21 protein-coding genes are annotated in these 18,267 nt (G+C 70.6%); 2 read left to right on the top strand and 19 right to left on the bottom strand.

Annotation, left to right across the window (positions count from 1 at the left end):
- Window positions 1-5: 5 nt before the first annotated feature.
- A complete protein-coding gene (locus tag NFX31_RS07980) occupies window positions 6-950 on the bottom strand; it encodes a tetratricopeptide repeat protein (RefSeq protein ID WP_262957132.1) in 945 nt (314 codons plus the stop codon).
- Window positions 947-2,818 (bottom strand): DUF8094 domain-containing protein, encoded by a 1,872-nt coding sequence (locus NFX31_RS07975; RefSeq protein WP_262957131.1) that lies wholly within the window; start codon window positions 2,816-2,818, stop codon window positions 947-949. Before NFX31_RS07975 ends, NFX31_RS07980 begins: the two co-directional genes overlap by 4 nt.
- A gap of 186 nt (window positions 2,819-3,004) precedes the next feature.
- Between NFX31_RS07975 and NFX31_RS07970 the strand changes: the two genes are divergently transcribed.
- Window positions 3,005-4,063, top strand: coding sequence for an AI-2E family transporter (locus NFX31_RS07970; RefSeq protein WP_262957130.1), 1,059 nt, complete (start codon window positions 3,005-3,007; stop codon window positions 4,061-4,063).
- A gap of 31 nt (window positions 4,064-4,094) precedes the next feature.
- Here NFX31_RS07970 and NFX31_RS07965 read toward each other — a convergent pair whose 3' ends face one another.
- The 9 genes from NFX31_RS07965 to rpsB all read right to left on the bottom strand — a co-directional run bounded on the left by NFX31_RS07965 (window position 4,095) and on the right by rpsB (window position 10,749).
- Window positions 4,095-4,808: an alpha/beta hydrolase gene (locus NFX31_RS07965; RefSeq protein ID WP_082072483.1), complete on the bottom strand. Its 714-nt coding sequence runs from the start codon at window positions 4,806-4,808 to the stop codon at window positions 4,095-4,097.
- 1 nt (window position 4,809) lies between these two features.
- Window positions 4,810-5,094 carry a hypothetical protein gene (locus tag NFX31_RS07960; RefSeq protein ID WP_045252119.1) on the bottom strand — a complete coding sequence of 95 codons (285 nt, stop codon included), beginning with the start codon at window positions 5,092-5,094 and terminating at the stop codon, window positions 4,810-4,812.
- A 13-nt stretch (window positions 5,095-5,107) separates the two neighbouring features.
- Window positions 5,108-5,758 (bottom strand): aggregation-promoting factor C-terminal-like domain-containing protein, encoded by a 651-nt coding sequence (locus NFX31_RS07955; RefSeq protein ID WP_045252120.1) that lies wholly within the window; start codon window positions 5,756-5,758, stop codon window positions 5,108-5,110.
- Window positions 5,759-5,852: 94 nt separating this feature from the next.
- Entirely contained in the window at window positions 5,853-6,434 is a 582-nt protein-coding gene (locus NFX31_RS07950; protein WP_091476202.1) for a DivIVA domain-containing protein, read from the bottom strand.
- The gene (locus tag NFX31_RS07945; RefSeq protein ID WP_045252122.1) at window positions 6,431-7,474 is read right to left on the bottom strand and encodes a phosphatidate cytidylyltransferase; all 1,044 of its coding nucleotides are present in this window, start codon (window positions 7,472-7,474) and stop codon (window positions 6,431-6,433) included. The genes NFX31_RS07950 and NFX31_RS07945 overlap by 4 nt, the downstream gene beginning before the upstream one ends.
- A gap of 8 nt (window positions 7,475-7,482) precedes the next feature.
- Complete coding sequence (gene frr / locus NFX31_RS07940) at window positions 7,483-8,037, bottom strand: ribosome recycling factor (RefSeq protein WP_091476199.1); 555 nt, start codon at window positions 8,035-8,037, stop codon at window positions 7,483-7,485.
- Window positions 8,038-8,135: 98 nt separating this feature from the next.
- Complete coding sequence (pyrH, locus tag NFX31_RS07935) at window positions 8,136-8,852, bottom strand: UMP kinase (RefSeq protein ID WP_045252124.1); 717 nt, start codon at window positions 8,850-8,852, stop codon at window positions 8,136-8,138.
- Window positions 8,853-8,960: 108 nt separating this feature from the next.
- Window positions 8,961-9,788 (bottom strand): translation elongation factor Ts, encoded by an 828-nt coding sequence (tsf, locus tag NFX31_RS07930; RefSeq protein ID WP_045252125.1) that lies wholly within the window; start codon window positions 9,786-9,788, stop codon window positions 8,961-8,963.
- 79 nt (window positions 9,789-9,867) lie between these two features.
- Window positions 9,868-10,749, bottom strand: coding sequence for a 30S ribosomal protein S2 (gene rpsB, locus NFX31_RS07925; protein WP_045252126.1), 882 nt, complete (start codon window positions 10,747-10,749; stop codon window positions 9,868-9,870).
- Window positions 10,750-11,033: 284 nt separating this feature from the next.
- Between rpsB and NFX31_RS07920 the strand changes: the two genes are divergently transcribed.
- The gene (locus NFX31_RS07920; protein WP_262957129.1) at window positions 11,034-11,636 is read left to right on the top strand and encodes a murein hydrolase activator EnvC family protein; all 603 of its coding nucleotides are present in this window, start codon (window positions 11,034-11,036) and stop codon (window positions 11,634-11,636) included.
- A 12-nt stretch (window positions 11,637-11,648) separates the two neighbouring features.
- Here the strand turns inward: NFX31_RS07920 and NFX31_RS07915 are convergent, their stop codons facing one another.
- From NFX31_RS07915 to rplS, 8 genes are all read right to left on the bottom strand, one after another.
- Complete coding sequence (locus NFX31_RS07915) at window positions 11,649-12,551, bottom strand: tyrosine recombinase XerC (protein ID WP_045252128.1); 903 nt, start codon at window positions 12,549-12,551, stop codon at window positions 11,649-11,651.
- A 130-nt stretch (window positions 12,552-12,681) separates the two neighbouring features.
- Entirely contained in the window at window positions 12,682-13,851 is a 1,170-nt protein-coding gene (gene dprA, locus NFX31_RS07910) for a DNA-processing protein DprA (protein ID WP_262957128.1), read from the bottom strand.
- A gap of 77 nt (window positions 13,852-13,928) precedes the next feature.
- Window positions 13,929-15,458 carry a YifB family Mg chelatase-like AAA ATPase gene (locus tag NFX31_RS07905; protein WP_045252129.1) on the bottom strand — a complete coding sequence of 510 codons (1,530 nt, stop codon included), beginning with the start codon at window positions 15,456-15,458 and terminating at the stop codon, window positions 13,929-13,931.
- The gene (locus NFX31_RS07900; protein WP_420847430.1) at window positions 15,455-15,817 is read right to left on the bottom strand and encodes a YraN family protein; all 363 of its coding nucleotides are present in this window, start codon (window positions 15,815-15,817) and stop codon (window positions 15,455-15,457) included. Before NFX31_RS07900 ends, NFX31_RS07905 begins: the two co-directional genes overlap by 4 nt.
- 122 nt (window positions 15,818-15,939) lie before the next feature.
- The gene (locus NFX31_RS07895) at window positions 15,940-16,266 is read right to left on the bottom strand and encodes a DUF2469 family protein (RefSeq protein WP_045252131.1); all 327 of its coding nucleotides are present in this window, start codon (window positions 16,264-16,266) and stop codon (window positions 15,940-15,942) included.
- A gap of 68 nt (window positions 16,267-16,334) precedes the next feature.
- On the bottom strand, window positions 16,335-16,994 hold the full coding sequence (locus NFX31_RS07890) for a ribonuclease HII (protein ID WP_045252132.1): 660 nt from the start codon (window positions 16,992-16,994) through the stop codon (window positions 16,335-16,337).
- On the bottom strand, window positions 16,975-17,757 hold the full coding sequence (gene lepB / locus NFX31_RS07885; RefSeq protein WP_045252133.1) for a signal peptidase I: 783 nt from the start codon (window positions 17,755-17,757) through the stop codon (window positions 16,975-16,977). Before lepB ends, NFX31_RS07890 begins: the two co-directional genes overlap by 20 nt.
- A 120-nt stretch (window positions 17,758-17,877) precedes the next feature.
- The gene (rplS, locus tag NFX31_RS07880; protein ID WP_045252134.1) at window positions 17,878-18,228 is read right to left on the bottom strand and encodes a 50S ribosomal protein L19; all 351 of its coding nucleotides are present in this window, start codon (window positions 18,226-18,228) and stop codon (window positions 17,878-17,880) included.
- Window positions 18,229-18,267 lie beyond the last annotated feature (39 nt).

Below are 18,267 nucleotides of genomic sequence, written 5' to 3'. Positions count from 1 at the left end.
CGTCCTCAGAACAGGAGGGTCGCCAGACGCCGGCGCGCCTCGGTCACCCGGGGGTCGGCGTCGCCGACCAGGCCGAACAGCTCCACGAGGCGCTCCCGCACCCGGCCCTGATCCTCGGCGGGAACCGCGGTGAACAGATCGAGGAGACGGGCGAAGGCGTCGGCGACGTGACCACCGGCGACGTCCAGATCGGCGACGGCGAACTGGGCGTCGACGTCGGTCGGCGCGGCGGCCGCGGCGGCGCGCACCTCGTTCAGATCCAGCCCCTGCGTGCGGTGCAGCAGACGCACCTGCCCGAGGCCCGCGCGCGCGTCCTCATCGCGGGGGTTCTCGGCCAGCGCCTTCTCGTAGGCGTCGATGGCCCCGGCGTAGTCGCCCTGCTCGATCGCGTCGAACGCCGCCTGGTGCAGCGGCGGCAGCGGCGGCGCCTCCGGCTCGGGCGCATCACCCTCGGCCTCGACGTCGCCGACCGGGATCGTCCCGGTCACGCCGTGCTGCGCGGCGAGCTGCAGCAGCTGCGCGAACACCTCGCGCACCTGCTCCTCGGGCACCGCGCCGGTGAACAGCGGCACCGGCTGCCCCGCGACGAGCGCGACCACCATCGGGATCGACTGCGCACGGAAGCCCTGGGCGAGCTGCGGGTTGGCATCGACATCGACCTTGGCGAGCACGAGGCGGCCGGCCAGCTCGTTCACGACCTTCTCGAGGATGGGGCTCAGCTGCTTGCAGGGTCCGCACCACTCCGCCCACAGATCGACCACGACAGGGACGCTCTGCGAGAGCTCCAGCACCTGGCCGAACGTCGCATCGGTCACATCGACGACGAGCGGGAAGGCGCCTCCCTCGCCGGAGACCGGCGCCGGTGCGCCTTGAGCAGGAGCTGCCGGGCGGTTGCGCAGCGAGGACAGGTCGACGGCGCCGCGGAGGGCGGCTGCGGACATCTCGGTCATTTGATCTCCGTCACGCTCTGCAGCTGCTGGGACGCGGCCAGCAGCGTGATCTTGTCATCGGATCCCTGCGCCGGCACGGCGAAGAACAGCTGCACGCCGTACACGGAGACGAAGCCGGTGGCCGACTGGTCCACACCGGTGAGCGCCTTCGCAGAGGGGTTCTTGTCGAGCTTGATCACGGCGTCCGCCGATGTCGGCTTGATCGTCTGGGAGTCGTCGAGCGTGACCGCGACGATCGCGCCGCTGTCGATGCTGGACATCGACACCGGCGGCTCCTTGCCCGCGCTCGCGGCGAACGTGAGGCTCGACGTCGTGTCCGCGTTCGCGTCCTTGAGCGCCTGCTGGAGCGTCGCACGGCTGTCCTGCACCGACTTCGCGAACGCGAGCGCGGTCTTGTCGAACTTGTCGTGGAACTCGCTCTTGTCGCCCTTGTCGATCACGTCCGCGAACTCCGAGGCAAGCTTGTTCGGCTCGGCGGCGAGGAACGGGGAATCGGGCGGCGTCAGCTTCGCGCCCAGCCACGCGGGTGCCATGTTCGGCAGCTTGGCGGAGGCCTGCATCTCCGCGACGGACGAGATCTTGTAGTTCGACCACGGATCCGACTGCGTCATCGTCATGATGAGCGGGGCGACCTTCTCGTCGGTGCCGTGCTCGACGAGCATGAGCACCGTGCGCGGCCACGAGTCGTACGCCTGCGGGACGAGGATCTTGATCTTCTCCGCGGGGATGGTCGCGGGCAGGGCGAAGTCCGCCACGCTCTTGCGGACCGAGTAGGCCGTCTTGCGCGCCTCGAGGGCCGCGCCGTCCAGGCGCGTCGCAGCCTTGGCGGCGTCGAGGTTCTTGTCGGCGTCGGCGAGCGTCGCGGAGACACTTTCCAGGATGCGCGACGCCTGCGCCTCGGTCACCGCAGGCGCCTGCTGCCCGGCCTCGACGGCCTGGGTCTCGGTCGGCGACGGTGTCGGCGAGGGTGCCCCCTGGGGCCAGATGTCCGGCGTGCAGCCGGTGAGGAGCGCGGCCGTCACACCGACGGCGGGCAGCAGCAGCAGAGCCCGACGGCGCGGGCGCACGGCACGGCGCTCACGCACGGCGCCCTCCGACGTCGGCTCCTGGCCGGGATCGTCGGCGGACGCGGGCTTCCCCGAGGCGCCTTCGACCGCGGGAGCATCGGCACGCGTGCCTTCCACGGCTGCACGGTCGGCGACGTCGATCGGCTCGGTGAGCGGAAGGGGCGGCGGCGCCTTGCGTCGCGGGCCGCGACCGCGGCGGGAGTGACGGATCGCCAGCACATACAGCACGAGACCGAGCAGGAGGAAGATCCCGCCGACGACCATGAGAGGACCGGCCCACGGCGTCGCCGTGTCCAGCGGCCACTTCAGGACGACGTCTCGCGGGGCATCGGCCTTGCCGTCGGAGGCGACGAGCACGCTGACGCCCTCGGGCACCTGCATCCTGTCGCTCAGGGAGTTCTTGCCGGTGAAGCTGTCCAGCCACAGATCGGAACCCGCGGGGTTGCGCTCGAGCTGCTTGCCGTCGGCCGGCGAGACGGTGGGCTCGACCACCTTCGCGGACGTCTTCCCGTCCTTGCCCAGCGTGATGCGGTTGTAGCTGGTGTCGCTGAGCCAGGCCTGCAGATCGGCGGTGCGCGCCTGGGCGACGAAGATCGTGCCGTCCCCCTGGGCGACGAGCGTCTGCTCCCCCGGGTGGGCGCGGAGCACCGCGGAGTCGATCACCGTGTAGGCCTGCGGTGTCTTCACCGCCACTTCGGCCGTGACATCCTTGGGCCCGAGGAAGATGGTCCGCTGCGCGATGCCCGTCCCGATCAGGACGGCCGCCAGCACGAAGGCCACCACGGCCCATACAAAACGCACGAAAAGTCTCCTCCGCGATCCACGGGCGGTCACCCGCGATCTCCGCTCGACGTTTCAGACTAGCGAAACGACCTGTATGGATGCCACGAGGGCGCCTTCGACGGGCTCAGCGCCGATTCTGCGGCGATGCGTCGGTTCCCGCCAGCCACGCCGGTTTACGCTGGGAAACCGATCACGAAGGATCCCATGAAGCTGCACAACCCGTTCCGCACCGCGCTGGTGGCGACGCTGGGCGTCGGCCTCGGCATCCTGCTCATCCAGAGCGTGCAGAGCCTGTCGACGATCCTGCTGTATGTCGGCACAGCACTGTTCCTGAGCCTCGGCCTCGACCCCATGGTCAGCTGGCTGACACGCCGCCGCCTGCCGCGCTGGGCGGCGGTGCTGACCACGGTCGTCGTGGTGCTCGGAGTCTTCGTCGGCATCGTGCTGATGGTCATCCCGATCCTGGTGAACCAGATCACGCTGCTCGTCCAGCAGATCACCCAGATCGTCAACAGCGGCACGGCCATGGCCGATTTCACGCACTGGCTCGCGAGCCTTTTCCCCAACCTTGACGTCGACGCCGTGTTCGGCTACGTGAACGACTGGCTGAACAAGAACCTCGGCGACATCAGCAGCTCGATCGGTCAGGGCGTGATCGTCGTGGGCGGCGCGCTGTTCGCCGGGATCAGCGGCACGTTCATCATCCTGATCCTGACCATCTACTTCACCGCGGCGATCCCCTCGCTCAAGGGTGCGGTGTACCAGGTGGTGCCCGCATCGAAGCGGGACCGCTTCATCGATCTCGCCGAGCAGATCACCGCGTCCGTCGGCTACTACGTCATGGGCCAGGTGACGATGGGCGTGATCAACGGCGTGCTGAGCCTGTTCTTCCTGTCGATCATCCAGGCGCCGTTCTCGATCGTGCTCGCGGTGATCGCGTTCTTCTTCTCGCTGATCCCGCTCGTCGGCACGCTGACCGGATCCACGATCATCGTGCTCGTGTGCCTGGGCCTCAGCTCGACCCCGCTCACGGCGCTGGTCGCGGCGATCTACTACCTCGTCTACATGCAGATCGAGGCGTACGTCATCTCGCCGCGCGTGATGAACCGCGCCGTCTCCGTCCCCGGTGCCGTCGTGGTGATCGCCGCTCTGTCCGGAGGCGCGCTGCTCGGACTGCTGGGCGCGCTCATCGCGATCCCGGTCGCGGCCAGCATCCTGATCATCTACCGGCAGGTGCTCATCCCCCGGATGAACGAACGCTGAGCCGCACCTCGGATCGCACGCTCGGACCGGGTCAGAGCGCAGGCCACTCCCGCCGCAGCGGAAGCGCGGCCGGATTGACCGCCGAGACGATCTCATCGAGCACACGCCGCGTCTGGCTCTCGCCCACCCACAGGTGACGCCCGCCGTCGACGGCGATGAGCCGCGCGTGCGGGATCGCCGCGAACCGCTCGGTCGCCTCGTCCGGGCGCAGGTAGTCGTCGAGCTCGGGCACCAGTACGACGACTTGACGGTCGTCCTGCGCCCAGGCGGCGACCTCCGCCGCCGTGGCCCGATGCAGCGGCGGCGAGAGCAGGATCACGCCTTCGATGTCGTGCTGACGTCCGTACTTGAGCGCCAGCTCCGTGCCGAAGGACCATCCCACGAGCCACGGCCGCGGCAGGCCGCGCTCGTGGACGAACGCCATGGCGGCGGCGACATCGAGACGTTCGCTGGTTCCGCCGTCGAAGACCCCCTCGCTCGCGCCCCGCGGAGAGGATGTCCCCCGCGTGTTGAACCGGAGAACAGCGAGATCGGCGAGAGCCGGAAGACGGGCGGCCGCCTTGCGCAGGATGTGCGAGTCCATGAAGCCGCCGGCGGTGGGCAGCGGGTGCAGGGTCACGAGGGTCGCGACGGGCTCGCCTGCCTCCGGGAGTGCGAGTTCGCCGACGAGGCGCAGCCCGTCCTCGGTACGCAGCTCGATGTCCTCCCGGCGGGCAGGCAGCAGACGGGGTCCGCGGATCTCCACGTCAGCCTCGCCGCCAGCAGCCGTTGTGCCAGTGCCGGCGGGCGGCGAGGTCCGCCGCATCTCCGAGCACGCCGTCAGCGCGCCAGACCACCAGATGCGCCGTCCCGGCTGGGATCAGCCCCGAGCAGCCGGGGCACACATATTCCTTCTGCGCCTGCGCCGCGGTCAGCGGCTGGACGTACCACTCACCGCCCCCGCGCACCTCGGTGCGCTTCCATCCGGCGATCAGCCGATCGAGCGAGTCGTCCCGTGGGCGCTCCGGACGTCGCCTATGCGAGCGTGGCATGGGTGAGCGCTGCTCACCACCAGTTGTTGGCCGACCAGAACGCGACGGCCGAACCCCAGCTGCCGTAGCGCCCCACGGCGTAGCCGTTCGCCCAGCGGAGGTTGTCGACCGGATCATAGCCGTTGCCCGGGACCTTGCTGCACGGCAGCGCCTGGACCAGTCCGCACGCGCCGGAACCGCTGTTCGTGGCGTTCGGGTTCCAGCCGCTCTCCCGGCTGACGATGTAGTCGACGTAGCCCCAGTCGCTGGACGCGATGCCCGCAGCGGCCATCCATTCGGCTGGTGCGCCGCCGCCGCTGTAGAACATCGGCCCCGGATCGCTGGATCCCGAGTCCGATGAGGAGCTGGAGCTCGAGGCGACGACCGGTTCGGGCGTCGGGGTCGGCTTCGGCTTGACGTACACGTCGAACGCGTCGCGTGCCTGCGCCGTCGGCGTCACGCCGTGCACCGAGACCGTGATGTTCTGCGCGTCGCGCGCGGCCAGGGCGTAGGCCGTGGTGACCGAGGCATGGGCCGGCTCGCCCGCGGACATCGCGAGGCCGGCGGGCGCCACGATGGCGACCGAGAAGCCCACGACGGCGAGGCCTGCGACGACCGCGGACGTCGCACGACGGGACGTCGACTTCGCGCCCGCTCGGGCTGCTGTGGCTGCTGCGTTCTGCACGGCGCCTCGGGCGCGCGCCGCTATCGAATCGTTATCGGGAGTCACAATGGGTCCGATTCTAGCCAGGGGAACCTGAATCCGCCATGAGAATCGCTCAGCGGATCGCCAGGATCACGTCGATGGTCGCGTCCAGCAGCGCGTCGACCTGCTCTTCGCGGTATCCGCGACGCTGCATGCGGAACGCCGTCTGACGCACCTGCTCGGCGCTCAGTGCGTCGCCGTCGCGCAGAAACCGCACGATGCGCTTCGCCACGTGATCCACCTCGTCGACCCGGTACCCGAAGGTGAGCAGGCCGGTGCGCGCGAAGCGATGACCCTGCGGCCTGCTGAGGTGGTCGAGGATGACCTGGGCGTCGGAGCGCGCCCGGCCGACCCATGCCGAAGCGCCGTCGGAGGCCACCACCGCGGCACGCTCGCGCTGTGCGAAGGCCTCCTCCACGCGCGCGAGCGCCGCATCGACGGCGGCGATGTCGTACCCGCCCCGGACCAACGGAAACGAGGCGCCGCGGATGTCCGACGAGTCGATGCCATCCGCCTCCTCCTCGAAGGCGCGACGCGCACGGGCGAGGAAGGTGTCGACCGCGGCGCGCTGATAGCCCTTCTCCCTGCGGGAGACGACGGCGAAGCTCGGAGACGGCGCTGCGGAAGCGCTCGCGGGTCGTGCGGAGTCGGTCATGCGGCCACCAGGGGGGTGAGGAGGATGTAGAGAGCGAGCGCGACGACGCCCGAGGGGAGGACACTGTCCAGGCGATCCAGGAGCCCGCCGTGGCCGGGGATCCAGGAGCTCATGTCCTTGATGCCGAGGTCGCGCTTGAGGAGGGACTCCCCCAGGTCGCCGATCGTGGCCGAGGCGACCAGCGCGGCACCGAGGATGAGACCGGCCCACCAGGGCACACCGAGCATGTAGACGCCGACGAGGGCCCCGGCGACCAGCGAGCCGACGACTGCGCCCGCGAAACCCTCCCAGGTCTTCTTCGGGCTGACCCGCGGCGCCATCGGGTGGCGCCCGCCCCGGCCGAACAACAGCCCGGAGGCGTACGCGCAGGTGTCGGTGACGACCACCACGACGATGAGCGCGAGCACCCACCACTCGCCGCGGGGCTGATGCAGGAGCATCAGCACGATCGCGCCGAGGAACGGCACGTAGACCTGGACGAACCCGGCCGCGAGGGCGTCCGTCAGGACGTCCCCGTACGTGCGCCCGTCCTTCGCGATCATCTGCGCCATGAGTCGCCACACCGTCACGCCGAACACGGCGACGAAGAGCATGACCCAGCACAGCCACGGGTCCGCGAAGTAGCCGCTCGCCGCGAGCAGCGCGCCCAGCACCAGGTGAGGCCAGAGGTCGACCTTGCGTCCGCCGGCGCGCAGCGCCAGCACCAGCTCCCACACGGCGAGCAGGATGATGGCCAGGCCGATCACGACGAACGACCATTTGGCGAACAGCAGCGACGCGAGGATGACCCCGCCGATCAGGAGTCCGACGCCGATCGCCACCACGAGGTCGCGACCGGTCCGCTCCTTGATCCGTTCGTTCGCCTGGTCGAGCTGGTCACGGGCATGGGAGACGTGCGTCTCGATCTCAGCCTTCTTCGCCTGCCACTGCGACTGCAGATTGTCACCGGGTCGCGGAGGCACGCCCTCACCGCGATGCGGAGGGAGCGGCGGTCGTGGCGGGATCGTCGACGCGTCGTCGCCGCCGGACGGATTGCTCATCGGCGCTCTCAGACCTCGAGCAGCTCTGCCTCTTTGCGCTTCACGGCCTCGTCGATGAGGTCGACGTGCTGGCGCGTGAGAGCGTCGAGCTCCTTCTCGCCCCGGGCGATCTCGTCCTCGCCGAGCTCGCTCTTCAGTGCGTCGAGCTCGTCCTTCGCCTTGCGGCGGATCCCGCGGACGTGCACCTTCGCGTCCTCGCCCTTGCTCTTGACGAGCTTGACGTACTCCTTGCGGCGCTCCGCGGTCAGCTCGGGCATCGTGACGCGCACGATGTTGCCGTCGTTGGAGGGGTTCGCGCCCAGGTTGGGCATGTCCCGGATCGCCTGCTCGATCGCCTTGAGAGCCGACTTGTCATACGGCGTGACGATGAGCGAACGGGCCTCGGGGTTCGCGAGCGATGCGAGCTGCGCGAGCGGGGTCGGCGTGCCGTAGTAGTCCACCAGGACCTTCTGGAACATCTGCGGGTTGGCACGGCCGGTGCGCACCGTGCTGAAGTCCTCCTTGGCGGCCTCGACGGCGCGCTGCATGCGGGAGGTGGTGTCGGCGAGGACATCCGCGATCACGGTGGCTCCTATCGTCAGGGGTTTCGTCTCAAGTCTATCGGTGGCGCAGCGCGGATCCCGGGCTCGACGCCGCAGGCACGGCCCGGGATCCGGCGACGTCAGGCGATGACGCGCGTGCCGATCGGCTCGCCCAGCAGCGCCCGGGTGATGTTGCCGGCCGGCTCCATGCCGAACACGCGCATGTCCATGCCGTTGTCCATGCAGAGGCTGAACGCCGTCGAGTCCACGACCTTGAGGCCGCGGACGAGCGCGTCCTGGAACGTGATCTCCTCGATCCGCTCGGCGGACGCGTCGGTCTTGGGATCGGCGGTGTAGATCGCGTCGACGCCGTTCTTGGCGACGAGCACCTCATCCGCGCCGATCTCGAGGGCACGCTGCGCCGCGACCGTGTCGGTGGAGAAGTACGGCAGGCCCGCTCCGGCGCCGAAGATGACGACGCGGCCCTTCTCCATGTGCCGTTCCGCACGCAGCGGAAGGTACGGCTCCGCGACCTGGGTCATCGCGATCGCGGACTGCACGCGCGGCGAGGCGCCGGCCTGCTCGAGGAAGTCCTGCAGGGCGAGCGCGTTCATGACGGTGCCGAGCATGCCCATGTAGTCGGCACGCGCGCGGTCCATGCCGCGCTGGCTGAGCTCGGCGCCGCGGAAGAAGTTGCCGCCGCCGACGACGACCGCGATCTCCACGCGATCGGTGGCGGCAGCGATCTCGCGGGCGATCTGGCTCACGATGTCGGGGTTGACCCCGAGCTGTCCGCCGCCGAAGGCCTCACCGGAGAGCTTGAGGACGACGCGGCGTCGACCCTGTCGTTCGGTCATGGAGTGCTTCCTCTCGTCTGGGAAAAGATATCGTGCGGGGTGCCCGGATCGGATGCGGGCATGACGAAGGGGTCCGGACCCTGGTGGATCCGAACCCCTTCGATGCTGTTACGCGCCGACCTTGAAGCGCGCGAAGCCGGTCACGGTGATGCCGGCGTCCTTCGCGACCTGGCCCACGGACAGCTTGTTGTCCTTGGCGTAGTCCTGCTCGAGCAGGGCGACCTGCTTGAAGAACGCGGTGACGCGGCCCTCGACGATCTTCGGCAGGGCGGCCTCCGGCTTGCCCTCGTTGCGGGAGATCTCGGTGACGATCTCGCGCTCCTTCTCCACGTCCGCAGCCGGGACGTCCTCACGGGTGAGGTAGGAGGGGTTCGCGAACGAGATGTGCTGGGCGATGCTGCGCGCGGTCTCCGCGTCGTCACCCGTGTAGGCGACGACGACGCCGACCTGCGGCGGGAGGTCCTTGCTGGTGCGGTGCAGGTACACCTGGAACGCGTCGCCGGTGAGCGTGCGCACGCGCCGCAGCTCGACCTTCTCGCCGATGATGGCGGCCTCGTCCGAGATCAGCTGTTCGACGGTCTGGCCGCCGGCGTCGGCCGCGAGGGCCTCCTCGACGGTGTTCGCCTTGACGGCGGCGACCGCGTCGGCGACCTTGTCGGCCAGCGCGATGAAGCGCTCGTTCTTCGCGACGAAGTCGGTCTCGCAGGCGAGCTCGACGAGCGTCACGGCGCCGTCCTGCTCGCGGGCGACGACCAGGCCCTCGCTGGTGGAACGGTCAGCGCGCTTGGCGTTGCCCTTCGCACCCTTCAGGCGGAGGATCTCGACGGCCTTGTCGACGTCGCCGTCGGCCTCTTCGAGCGCCTTCTTGGTGTCGACCATTCCCGTGCCGAGCTGCTCACGCAGCGCCTTGATGTCGGCGATGGTGAAGTTGGCCATGTTGTGGTGGCTCCTTGCTTCGTGTGTGTGCGTGGTGATTGCCGGCCAGCCGGCGTGTGCCGGCTGGCCGGTCGGCGAATTACTTGTCGGCGGACTCGGCGTCGGCGACCTCGGTCGCCGTCTCGTCGGCGGCAGCGGCGATCGCCTCGTCGTGCGCGGCGGCACCGGCCTCGTCGGCGGCCGACTCGGTCGCGGCGGTCTGCGCGTCGGCGCCCTCGAGGAGCTCCTGCTCCCACTCGGCGAGCGGCTCGGCGTCGCCGGCCTCGGGGTTGTGCTTGACCTGCAGGCCCTCCGCGGCGGCGTCGGCGATGATGCGCGTCAGCAGCGAGACCGAGCGGATGGCGTCGTCGTTGCCGGGGATCGGGTACTGGAAGTCGTCCGGGTCGGCGTTGGTGTCGAGGATGCCGATCACCGGGATGCTCAGCTTCTTGGCCTCGTCGATCGCGAGGTGCTCACGCTTCGCGTCGACGACCCACAGGGCCGACGGGGTCTTGGTGAGGTTGCGGATGCCGCCCAGCGACTTGTGCAGCTTGTCGAGCTCGCGCTTCTTGAGCAGCAGCTCCTTCTTCGTGAAGCCCGAGGCGGCCGGGTTCTCGTAGTCGAGCTCCTCGAGCTCCTTCATGCGGGCGAGGCGCTTCGCGATGGTGGAGAAGTTGGTGAGGAGGCCGCCGAGCCAGCGCTGGTTGACGTAGGGCTGGCCGACGCGGGTGGCCTGCTCGGCGAGGATCTCCTGCGCCTGCTTCTTGGTGCCCACGAAGAGGATGGTGCCGCCGTGCGCGACGGTCTCCTTGACGAAGTCGTAGGCCTTGTCGATGTAGCCGAGCGACTGCTGGAGGTCGATGATGTGGATCCCGCTGCGCTCCGTGAGGATGAAGCGCTTCACCTTCGGGTTCCACCGGCGGGTCTGGTGTCCGAAGTGAACGCCGCTGTCGAGCAGCTGGCGGATGGTGACGACGGCCATGGTCGTACTCCTTGCTGGTTGAGGTTGTGCTGCCGATCGGCGATCGGCGATCCTGGTGCCCGGCGCGCACTCCGCCCTCTTCCGAGAGACCTGTGGAGTGTTCGCCACGTTGAACGCTGTGGGCACGCGTAGTCACCCCGACATACGGGATGCCCTGCAAGCATATCAGGATCGCGCCTCCGGTTCGCGCGCATCCGGTCCGCACAGCTGCGCCCGCGTCCGGGCTCCACACGGATGATGCACCGAACGTCCTCGAGTCTCCGCGCACGGCGCAGGATCGCTGCATGTCGAGTCTTCTCCGCTCACCCGACACCGGGCCACCGCGATGGGTTCTCGCGCTCGTGGCGGCGCTGCTCGGCGCCCTCGTGCCGCTGCTCGGTCCCGCGCCGGCACCGGCCGCCGAGGCCGCGGACCCGATCGCGCACGTCGGCGGGCCGGCCGTCGGAAGCTCCACACGACCGCCGCTCCCCGACGGCGACTGGCTATGGCCGGTCGAGGGGAGCCGATCCGTGGTGGAGCCGTTCCGCGCTCCCGCGCACGCCTACGGCGCGGGGCATCGCGGGGTCGACATCGCGGCCGCCGGCGATCTGCGCGCCCCGGCCGACGGCGTGGTCGCCTTCGCCGGCACCGTGGTCGATCGGCCGCTGCTCACCATCGACCACGGCAACGGCCTCGTCACCACGTTCGAGCCCGCGACGTCGACGCTGACGCCCGGCTCCCCCGTCCATCGCGGCGACGTCGTGGCGCACCTGGCCGCCGGCGGTCACGCTCCCCCGGGCTCGCTGCATCTCGGAGTGCGCTGGAACGGGGTCTACGTCAATCCGATGCTGCTGTTCGGGGACGTTCCCCGCGCCGTGCTTCTGCCGTGCGGCTCCGACGGATGCTGACGTCTGTCCGCATCAGGCGCGCGGGTGCGCGAGACGGTAGCTCGCGGCCAGTCGCTCGGCGGACACGTGCGTGTAGATCTGGGTGGTGCCGAGGCTGGCGTGTCCGAGGATCTCCTGCACCGCCCGCAGGTCGGCGCCCCCGTCGAGCAGATGCGTCGCGGCCGAATGGCGCAACGCGTGCGGTCCGACCGTCTCGGCCCCGATGACGGGGGCCAGCACTCGGGCGACGAGCTCGTACACCGTGCGAGTGCCCAGCGCTCCCCCGCGTGCACCCCGGAAAAGGGCAGGACTCGGCCTCTCGGCGCGTGCGACCAGCACCGGGCGAGCCCTGCGCAGGTACGACGCGACGGCGTTGCGCGCCGGCGCGCCGAACGGCACGACGCGCTCCTTGTCCCCCTTGCCGACGACGCGCGCCGTGCCGCGGTCGAGATCGAGATCGTCCACGTCCAGTCCGCAGAGCTCCGACACGCGCATCCCCGAGCCGTAGAGCATCTCGAGGATCGCGCTGTCGCGCAGCCGGATCGGATCCCCGTCCAGCGCCGCATCGCGCGCCTCGTCCAGGACCACCCGCATCGCGTCGGCCGATGCCACCGCCGGCAGTGTCCGCCCGCGCTTCGGGGTCACCAGACGCAGGGCGGGGTCGACCGGCGCGTGCCCCGCCTCGACGGCCCACGCGAAGAACGAGCGCACCGCGGCGGTGCGCCGAGCAAGGGTCGAACGAGCATCCCCGCGCTGCGTGGCGCGCCACAGCCAGTCCCGCAGGCTCTCCAGGTCGATCGCGGCGAGCTCGGCGTCCGCGGTGGCGGCGGCCAGGTCCGCCAGATCCGAGCGGTAGGCGCGCACGGTCGCCGGCGACAGCCTGCGCACCTGCGTGAGATGCGTCGTGAACGCCGCAGCGGCCTCGGATACGCGCATGGCTCCAGCATGCGCTCTCGCCCGGCCGGAGTGCGGGAGCACGCGCGGGCGCGGGAGCACGCGCGGGCGCGGACGACGGTTGGGGCGGCGATGTGGCGGCGGCGCCCGCATCCGCACCGGTTCCCGAGTCTCACAGACGGACGGCACGCCATCCTCCCTCGGTCCGCATCGCGCTGCCGTCCAGCTCCAGGACTCCGAGGAGCGCCACGACCCGGTCCTCGCTCAGCCCGCAGCGCCGCGCCAGTTCGAGGGGATCGCGCGCCCTGCGCACGTTCAGCGCGTCGGCGAGGCGGATCAGATCCGGCTCCTCCGGGACGCGCGAAGAGCCGGTGCGGGCCGCGCCGAGCAGTTCCCGCACATCCGCCGCCGAGGTGACGCACTGGGCGGCGTAGTCGCGCAGCAGTCGGTGGCAGCCCGCGGACATCGTAGAGGTGATCGGGCCCGGCACAGCGCCGAGCGGTCGACCGAGTTCGGCGGCGTGGGCCGCCGTGTTCAAGGATCCGCTGCGACTTCCCGCCTCCACCACGACCGTTGCGCGTGCGAGAGCGCTGATCAGACGATTGCGCGCGAGGAACCGCCACTTGGTGGGCGCCGACAGGCAGGGCAGCTCGCTCACGAGCGCGCCGCTCGCGACCACGCGCTCGAACAGCTGCGCATGCCCGCTCGGGTAGGGCCGGTCGACGCCTCCGGCGAGGAGCGCGACGGTGCGGCCCCCGGCGCGCAGAGCAGCCCTGTGCGCCGTGCCGTCGATGCCGTAGGCCCCGCCGGAGACGACCACGAGCCCGTCCGTCGCGAGCTCGCCGGCGAGCTCGCCGGCCACGTGCTCGCCGTAGCTCGACGACGCGCGGGCGCCGACGATCGCGACGCCGGGAGCATGCAGCGCCGCGGGGTCGCCGCGCAGCCAGAGGGCACGCGGCGCGTGGGCGCCGAGATCGCCCAGCGACGCGGGCCAGTCCGGGTCCGTGGGCAGCAGCAGCCGCGCGCCGATCCTGGCAGACGTGCGCAGCCCGCCGAGATGCGGTTCGGGGGCGAGCCTCGGCCCCCAGCGCCTGCGCGCGTCCCGCAGCGCAGCGGCCGCGGGACGCTCGGTATCCGCCGCGGCGGGCGCCCGGACATCGTCGAACGCGGCGTCGAGGGCCGCCGTCGGCCCGAGCGCGTCGATCAGAGCCCCGGCGATCCCGTCTCCGGGCTCGCACAGCAGACTCCAGATCAATCCATCGCGCACGGCAGGGTCGTCGAGATCGCCCCGGATCCGCCCCGCCTCGCGGAGGAAGCGAGGATCCTCACGCAGGTCACGCACACGCCGACGGAACTGCCCTGCGACCGGCGCCCGCCCGTCCTCCGGCCTGTCTCCGGCTCGATCATCGTCGCGCGGTCTCATGCCGCCGCTCCCTTCTTGAGGTAAAGGGCCCGCCCCACCTGTGCGAGCCCGGGCGCGGCAGCGCCGTCCAGGTCGGCGACCGACCATGCCAGCCGCAGCACGCGGTCATAGCCGCGCAGTGTCAGCGCTCCGCGCTGCAGCGCGCGGTCCAACGGCCCCCTCGCCTCGGCGGGCAGGCGGAAATCTCCCTGACGCAGCCAGGTGCCGGGCACGTGCGCGTTGAGCCGCCACGGCGTTCCCCGCCAGCGCCACGCTGCTCGCTCCCGTGCCTCCTCGACCCGCGCGCGGGCCTGCGCCGTCGAGGTCGTCCCGCCTTCCGGCATCGTCACGTCGGCGGCGGACACGCGTGCGACACGGACCTCGATGTCGAGACGATCGCGGATCGGCCCGGAGAGCCTCGCCGCGTATCGCCGGATCGCCGAGGGCGGGCAGATGCACTCCTCGCCCACGACGCCGTAGGCCCCGCACGGACAGGGATTGGTGGCGAGGACGAGCTGGAAACGAGCCGGGAACCGTGCTGTGAAGCCCGCCCGATGGATCTCGATCTCGCCCGACTCGAGCGGCTGCCGCAGCGCCTCCACGACGACGCCCGGCGCCTCGGCGGCCTCGTCGAGGAACAGGAGCCCTCCGTGCGCACGAGCGATCGCGCCCGGCCGCGCGACACGCGATCCTCCGCCGATCATCGCCGCGACGGAAGCGCTGTGATGCGGGGCGACGAACGGAGGCCGCCGCTCCAGGCGCGTCAGCGTCTCGCCCGCGAGCGATCGGATCGAGGCGGCCTCGAGCGCCCGTTCGTCGTCGAGGTCGGGCAGGATCCCTGCGAGGCGACGGGCCAGCATCGTCTTGCCCGCGCCGGGCGGGCCGGAGAGCAGCAGGTGGTGCCCACCCGCGGCTGCCACGATCAGGGCGCGGACGGCGTCGTCCTGCCCGATCACATCCGCCAGCTCCCACACCGGCTCGCTCACCTGCGCCGCTGCCGAGGCCAGCACAGGCTGCGGGTCTCCGGGGTCGGACACGTCGGCGCCGTGCAGGAGCGCCACCTGGGCGAGAGTCACCGCGGAGTGCACCTCGAGGCCCGGCACCAGTCGCGCCTCCGCCTCGTTCGCGAACGGGACGACGGCGCGATCGAACCCCGCCTCCCGTGCCGCATGCAGCGCAGGCAGCACGCCGGGGATGGGACGCAGCCTGCCGTCCAGCCCCAGCTCGCCCAGATGCACGGTGCGCGCGATGGAGGCCTGGTCGAGCGTTCCGGCCGTGCCGAACGCCGCGATCGCGATCGCCAGGTCGAACCCGGATCCGTGCTTGGGAAGACTCGCCGGCGAGAGGTTGACCGTCAGCTTGCGCCGGGGCAGCTCCAGACCGCTGTTCCGGCAGGCGCCGTGCACGCGCCGCACCGCCTCGCCGAGTGCGCGATCCGCGAGGCCGATGAGGTCGAATCCGGGCGTCTGCTGCGCGAGGTCGGCCTCCACATCGACCATGTGGCCGTTCAGGCCCGTCAGCGCGACCGCCCACGTGCGCGCCGTCATCGCAGGTCCCTCAGATGCTCGAGCGCGCCGATCGCCGGATCGGCGCCGACGATGCCGATCGCCTCGACGCGCAGCGTGCGCCCCAGACTCTCCCGCCGATGATCCCGCACCCAGGCATGGGCGAGTCGCCAGAGGCGCTGACGCTTGGATGCGTCGATCGCCTCGAAGGGATGGCCGAAGTCCAGCGTGCGCCGCGTCTTCACCTCCACGAACGCCAGCGTGTCCTGATGCAGCGCGACGATGTCGAGCTCGCCCTGGTCGCACCTCCAGTTGCGGTCCAGGATCCGGTAGCCGAGCCGGGTCAGGTGTGCGACGGCGCGCTCTTCGCCCGCGCGTCCGAGTTCGTCCTTCGCTGCCATGATCGACAGCCTGACCGGACGCGCACCTCCACGAGCGCGCGGGGCTGCAACCGGTGTGAAGATGTCGGCGAGGTCAGCCTGTGGAGGACGTCATCCTCCGCGGCGACGCCGGCAGCGCCGGGTCACTCGCCGTCGAGGGAGAGCTCCTGAGGCAGTTCGAACTCACGCCGGGAGAGCTCCTCGACGTTGACGTCCTTGAAGGTGAGCACGCGCACAGACTTGACGAACCGATCGGCGCGGTAGATGTCCCACACCCACACGTCGTTCATCGCGACCTCGAAATAGAAGTCGTGCTCGGTGTCGCGGCGCACGACGTTGACCTCGTTCGCCAGGTAGAAGCGGCGCTCGGTCTCGACCACGTACTGGAACTGCAGGACCACATCGCGGTACTCGCGATACAGGGCGAGCTCGAGCTCGCGGTCATAGTCGTCGAAGGCGTCGTCATCCATGGTCCCCCCATCCTACGAGAGGCCGTCGGGTCGCGAGGGCGAAAGCCGTCGCGGCACCGCGCTCCGGGTCAGAACAGCGTCGGGGCGTCCGCGATCGCCCACGACGCGCGGTGATGCCGGGTGAGACCGCCGCGACGGATGGCATCCCGATGCTCGAGGCTCGCGTAGCCCTTGTTGCGCTCCCACTGGTAGTCGGGGAACTCGCCGGACAGCTCCACCATGAGCGCGTCCCTGGCGACCTTGGCGAGCACCGAGGCCGCCGCGACGGAGGCGCAGTCGCGGTCGGCTTTGATGATCGAGCGCACCGTCAGCGGCGCCGGATGCACGGCCGAGACGTAGTCGTGATTCCCGTCGAGGAGGACGAGTGCCGCCGAGGCGTCCCAGTCCTGCCCGCAGGCGGCCGTGATCGCCCGCGACGCGGCGAGGCCGAGCGCGCGCATGATGCCGATCTCGTCGATCTCGGCGCTGGTCGCCCATCCCACCGCGCTGGCCGGCGCCCAGGAGCCCGCGCGCGCGGCGACCTCGGGACGCCGCTTCTCGGGCACGAGCTTGGAGTCGCGCAGGCCCTGCGGCACACGACGGCGCGCGGCCGCCGCATCCACGACGGTGGCGCCGACGGCGACGGGCCCGGCCAGCGCTCCCCTCCCGACCTCGTCGAGGGCGATGAGGTGGGCGTGCTCGCGCAGCAGTCGCCGCTCGAGGACCAGGCTAGGCTCGACGACCGCCACGACGGCGCCCCTGCGGCTTCGGAGTCGAGACGCCGTTGAAGACGGCGTAGTGCCCGTCGACCAGCCCGAACCGGTCGAAGGGCCACGTGATCAGGAAGGCGCGTCCGACGACGTTGTCCATCGGGACGAATCCGCCGCCCGGCTGGTCCTGGTGATAGCGGGAGTCCTCCGAGCGGGTGCGGTTGTCGCCGAGGACCCACACCGCGTTCTTCGGCACCGTGACGTCGAACGGGATGCTGGACGCGCGGTCGTCGCCCACTCCCCGTTTGAGGTACGAGGACTCGTCGATCGGAGCACCATTCACGGTGATCTGTCCCAGCGAGTTGCAGCACACCACGTGGTCGCCCGGCAGGCCGATCAGGCGTTTGACGAGGTGGTCGTCCGAATCGGGGGCGGCGATCCCGATCAGCGTCAGGAACCACTCGCCGGCCTCGAGGACGGGCGAGCGCGGTGCCGGCGCCGGAGTGGGCGGAAGCCACCCGCCCGGATCCTTGAACACGACGACGTCGCCGCGGTGGTAGCCGTTCCAGTGCGGCGTGATCTCGTCGACGAGGATGCGGTCCTTGATCAGGAGCGTGTTCTCCATCGATCCCGACGGGATGTAGAAGCTGCGCACGACGAAGGTCTTCACGAGGAAGGACACGAGCACGGCGATGAGCAGGATCACCACGACGTCGCGGAGGAAGACCACCCACCCGCGTCTGCGCGGTGCTGCGGGGCCCTGCACTGCGTCGACGGGCCCGGCCGCGATCTCTTCCGTCATGCGCCATCCTTCACGGCTCCGGCCGTCGATCGACGGCGCCTTCCAGCTTCTCATGCCCGGTGCACGAAGAAGCGCCCCGGGAGGCGTGTCCCAGGGCGCTTCTTCGGATGCTGCGATGGATCAGCGCGCTTCGCGCTTCTCCTTGATCTTCGCCTTCTTGCCGCGCAGGTTGCGCAGGTAGTACAGCTTCGCGCGGCGCACGTCACCGCGGGTGACGACCTCGATGTGGTCGATCACCGGGGAGTGCACCGGGAAGGTGCGCTCGACGCCCACCTGGAAGCTGATCTTGCGGACCGTGAAGGTCTCGCGCACGCCGTCGCCCGAGCGGCCGATGACGACGCCCTGGAAGACCTGGATACGAGAGCGGCTGCCCTCGACGATGTTGACGTGCACCTTGACGGTGTCGCCGGGGAAGAACTCGGGGATGTCGGAGCGGAGCGAAGCCGCGTCGACGGCGTCGAGGATCTGCATGATCGTCTCTCTCTGCACTCGCCTCAGGTCGCATGCAAG

The sequence above is a fragment of the Microbacterium azadirachtae genome (genome assembly GCF_025583665.1).
GTDB classification, from domain to species: Bacteria; Actinomycetota; Actinomycetes; order Actinomycetales; family Microbacteriaceae; genus Microbacterium; species Microbacterium azadirachtae.
Note: the sequence above shows the minus strand (reverse complement) of the source record. Positions and strands in the feature narration are given on the sequence as shown.